This is a genomic window from Mycobacterium sp. TH-M25 (assembly GCF_057473665.1).
This window is the reverse complement of the sequence record NZ_JBYCLA010000565.1, coordinates 1-4,015: the sequence shown is the minus strand read 5'-3', so window position 1 is coordinate 4,015 and position 4,015 is coordinate 1. Positions and strand designations below refer to the sequence as shown.

Below are 4,015 nucleotides of genomic sequence, written 5' to 3'. Positions count from 1 at the left end.
ATGGGGAACTGGTCGTCGTGGCGGCCGTCGGCGATCTCGGCCGCGGCGGCCATGATCGCGTCCGCCTTCTCCGGGGCCAGCAGCCCGAGGTCCTTGTTCACCTGGGCGCAGGCGCCCTTGAGCAGGCCCAGCGCGCGGATCTGCGCGCGTTCCAGGCCGCGCCCGGAGATCGGGAAGTTCTCCACCGCGCGTTGAGTCTGGGCCCGCCACAACGCGTGTGCGGGTACCCGGACCTCGCCCATGGTGTCGTGCTCGATGCGGTACCCGGCGTGATCGGAGCGGTCAGCGGTCAGCGGCCACGGTCCGCGGCGTGCGGCGATGCGGCGATATCGGGCACCGAAGTAGGTTCGACGGTTGTGGGAGCACACCAGCGCTCCGCGGGATAAGCTCGCCGGTGCGGCCGCCGGTCAACAGCGCATCGCCGATCTGATCCAGACGCTGATTGACCGCCAATAAGCGGCCGACGTTCTACGTCGGCTCGGCGGCGCCGAGCGCGTTGACGCCGACGTTTGTTTCGCCGTCGACCCGGCCACCGGAAAACAGCTGTGGCATGGCGCTAACCAGCTGAAACGGCAGATCATGTCCGCCGACACGCTGCGTGACGCCACCTGGCTGTGAATACGGCCGCTGGCCGACGTAATAACTGGTACCGTAAATAGACACCATATAAGGGTGTCATAGTGCGGTACCACCGTGATAACATGCCTGCATGGTGCGTCCTAGAAGCTGGATCAGGCTTGCGGGTGTAAGTCCCGTCCCGGTAGGCACCGGAGCGCCGGGTAGCAGGCCCCGGTTCGTCGTTGAGAGGCGGCGGGCTAAGCGGGGTGTCGAGAGCCTCTTTGGAGGGAGCAAGTGCGCGGGCCGTAGTGCCGCTAGGCGCGAGTCCTGCAGCCTCGTCAAATGTACAACGGAGGAGCCGAGCCGCTCATGTCACGGCGAAGGCCTATGTCCGTCGAGCCCCGGTCCGGGGTTAGCTCGTCGGGTCCTTCCGGGGTATGGGGAGCGGCACGTGCACACAGTCTGGTTCGGAAGGGGAGAGACCCGTCTGCCTGGCCTGCGTCCGGCAAAGACCAAGGGTATAAGCCGATGGTGAAATCCTTTGGAGGGCAGCGGGAGTCCGAGGGGGTCGTAGTACCGCTGATCGGCGTGAGAGACACGCCGGGAGGGAAGGGCCCCTGCTTTGATCACGCGCGCGAAGCGGGTAAGCATCAGGGCATGACCGAGGTGACTCGGTCCAATTACCCCGGCAAGCCATCGCTTGCTGTAGCCGACGACGAGCCGTTGGTGGCCTCGCCGGTGAAAGTGCAACAACTGCAACGGGTGCTATGGGCTGCGGCCAAGCAGTCTGAGGGTCGGCGTTTCCACGCTCTGTATGACCGTGTCTACAGGGGTGACGTCCTGTGGGAGGCGTGGGAGCGGGTGCGTAAGAACAAAGGTGCGGCCGGGGTGGATCGGATCACCGTGGCTGCGGTGGAGGACTACGGCGTGGACCGCATGTTGCGCGAGTTGCGTCGTGACCTTCGCGAGGGTGTGTATCTTCCCGCGCCAGCCAGGCGTGTGGAGATTCCGAAACCACGAGGTGGTAAGCGGCCGTTGGGGATTCCCACGGTGCGAGATCGGGTGGTCCAGGCGGCGGCCAAGATCGTGTTGGAACCGATTTTCGAGGCGGACTTTTTGTCGTGCTCGTTCGGGTTTCGGCCGAGGCGGTCGGCGGTGATGGCCAAGGAACGCTTGCGGACCGGGTTCATCGAGGGCCAGGTGTTTGTGGTCGAGTTCGATATCGCTAATTTCTTCGGCGAGATTGACCACGACCGGCTGCTCACGCAGGTGGGTAGGCGGGTCTCGGATCGGCGGGTGCTCAAACTGCTGCGGTTGTGGCTGCAAGCAGGAGTGATGGTCGAGGGGGTGACCCAGCGGACGGTCGCGGGCACCCCGCAGGGCGGGGTGATCTCGCCGCTGTTGGCCAATATCTTTCTGCATGTGCTCGACACCGAACTCGCTGCCCGTGGGGTGGGTGAGTTGGTGCGTTACGCCGATGACGGTGTGGTGTTGTGCCGCACGGCGGAACAGGCCGAGCATGCTTTGGCGGCGGTGGGAGAGATCCTGGCGTCGTTGGGGTTGCGGCTGCATCCGGAGAAGACGAAGGTGGTCGATCTGCGGGCAGGGCGTGAGGGCCTGGACTTTCTGGGCTGTCATTTCCGCGCCCGCATGTCGGGGCGGTTGTGGGAGCAGAAGCGGGTCATCCGCTACTACTTGCACCGCTGGCCCAGTCAAACGGCTATGGCCCGGTTACGGGCCAAGGTGCGCGACCGCACCGGCCGCAACCGGGTCGGTCTCGATATCCGTGACGTGATCGCGGAGTTGACGCTGATTCTGCGCGGCTGGGGCAACTACTTTCGTACCGGCAATGCCGCCGTTAAGTTCCGCCAGATCGACCGGTACGTGTGTTGGCGGTTGTTTCGCTTGATGGTTAGAAAGCGGGGCCGCAATCTGCGTGCTGGACAAGCTGAGCAGTGGACCGAAGAGTGGTTTAACGGGCACGGCCTGCACCGGCTTCGTGGCACCATCCGTTACCCGAAAGCTGCGTAACCATGTCTAGAAGATCATCGGTAAGCCGTGTGCGGGAAAACCGCACGCACGGATTGAAAGGGGGAAGGGGAAACGGGCTCAACGAGCACCGCGCCCCCGACTACCAATGACTGCTGAGTACTCCACGCGGCTGCGTCTGGATGAACCGACACGCCAGCGTCTTGAGGACGTCATCTCCGTTGGCCACTATCGCAGCGGCAACGCCGCGATCGTCGACGCGATCAATCGGCTCTGGGAAGCATTGCGCGAAGAAGCCCTCGACGCCGCCTACGCGGCAGCCGTCGAAGCAAACCCTCATTACCCATATGAATCCGAGACCGAGCGCGTGACCGCACGCACGCGCCGCAACGCACGCCAGAAAGCCGCCGCCGAGTGAAACCTTTGCGCGGGCAGGTCTACCGGTGCGACATCGGCTACGGCCCAAAGCCTTGGCTGATCGTGTCGAACAACCCACGGAATCGCCGTACCGCGGATGTGCTTGCGATCCGGCTCACAACCACACCGCGCCGAATACCCACCTGGGTTCCCTTGTCGCCCAACGACCCATTGAGCGGGTATGCCAACGCCGACAACATTGAAACTCTCGGCAAGGACGAACTTGGCGACTACCTTGGAACGCTATCCATTCCGACCATGCGGCTGGTAAACGGTGCACTCGCCGTGGCCCTGGCTCTCCCGGGGGCGCAGCGGCCCGAAGAGTCACGGTGACGCATTGAAGGGCGCCGACAAGCTCGGTCGGCGGCGGCAGCGTCGCGGTGGTTTGGTTACGGGGTCGATGCGGTGGCGGCGCGCGTGTCTGACGCCACCGCCGTTACATTTGATGTTGGTCTGATGTTGGTCTGATGTTGGCCATTGTTGGCCAACTGTGCCGGGATAGCGGTACCGCTGGCACCGGCGGTCACGGTGGCGGCGTTGGAACACATCCCGGCCAACCGGGTGTGGCCGGCGGGAAGCCGGTCGGCACATCGGTGGCTCCGTCGGGCCGGACAGCGAAGGCAACAAAGGTCCGGGCGTCGGCGGTCGGGGCTATGACTCACAAGAGAATCCTGTCCCGGATTACTATCCGGCGCCCGAGCCGATAGTCGGGGCGAACCTGACATCGTAGCGGTCCGGCCAGAGCGCTGACGGCCGGGAGCCGCTGGCGTTCTCTGCCGTCAGGCCTGATTTCCTCCGCAACGGTAGAGCGGAGGGCCTGAATTCGGGAGTTACTGTAAGCCCCGTCCGGGTCAGGACTCGGCGTCGACCCGGGCCATCGCCAGCACGTCGAGGCGGCGGTCCAACTCCTCGATGGAGAGCTTGTCTCCGATCAGGCCGCGGTCGATCACGGTTTGCCGGATCGTCTTGCGTTCCTTGAGCGCCTGTTTGGCCACCGCGGCGGCCTCCTCGTAGCCGATCGCCGAATTCAGCGGCGTCACGATCGACGGGG

The 4,015-nt window shown here is 64.6% G+C and carries 5 protein-coding genes and 1 pseudogene; 3 read left to right on the top strand and 3 right to left on the bottom strand.

Features of this window, described 5'->3' with window-relative positions; genetic code table 11:
- Both AC2VOU_RS18880 and AC2VOU_RS18875 read right to left on the bottom strand, forming a co-directional pair.
- Positions 1-293, bottom strand: a 293-nt coding sequence (locus tag AC2VOU_RS18880) for a lyase family protein (RefSeq protein ID WP_486958739.1), incomplete at its 3' end; no start/stop codon positions are given.
- Positions 294-468: 175 nt separating this feature from the next.
- The gene (locus tag AC2VOU_RS18875; RefSeq protein ID WP_486958738.1) at positions 469-663 is read right to left on the bottom strand and encodes a hypothetical protein; all 195 of its coding nucleotides are present in this window, start codon (positions 661-663) and stop codon (positions 469-471) included.
- A gap of 552 nt (positions 664-1,215) precedes the next feature.
- Here AC2VOU_RS18875 and ltrA point away from each other — a divergent pair.
- From ltrA to AC2VOU_RS18860, 3 genes are all read left to right on the top strand, one after another.
- Complete coding sequence (ltrA, locus tag AC2VOU_RS18870) at positions 1,216-2,589, top strand: group II intron reverse transcriptase/maturase (RefSeq protein ID WP_407689776.1); 1,374 nt, start codon at positions 1,216-1,218, stop codon at positions 2,587-2,589.
- A 106-nt stretch (positions 2,590-2,695) separates the two neighbouring features.
- Positions 2,696-2,965 (top strand): antitoxin, encoded by a 270-nt coding sequence (locus tag AC2VOU_RS18865; protein WP_486958737.1) that lies wholly within the window; start codon positions 2,696-2,698, stop codon positions 2,963-2,965.
- The gene (locus AC2VOU_RS18860; RefSeq protein WP_486958736.1) at positions 2,962-3,297 is read left to right on the top strand and encodes a type II toxin-antitoxin system PemK/MazF family toxin; all 336 of its coding nucleotides are present in this window, start codon (positions 2,962-2,964) and stop codon (positions 3,295-3,297) included. Before AC2VOU_RS18865 ends, AC2VOU_RS18860 begins: the two co-directional genes overlap by 4 nt.
- A gap of 518 nt (positions 3,298-3,815) precedes the next feature.
- Here the strand turns inward: AC2VOU_RS18860 and aspA are convergent.
- Positions 3,816-4,015: pseudogene (gene aspA, locus AC2VOU_RS18855) on the bottom strand (aspartate ammonia-lyase); the annotation flags it as partial.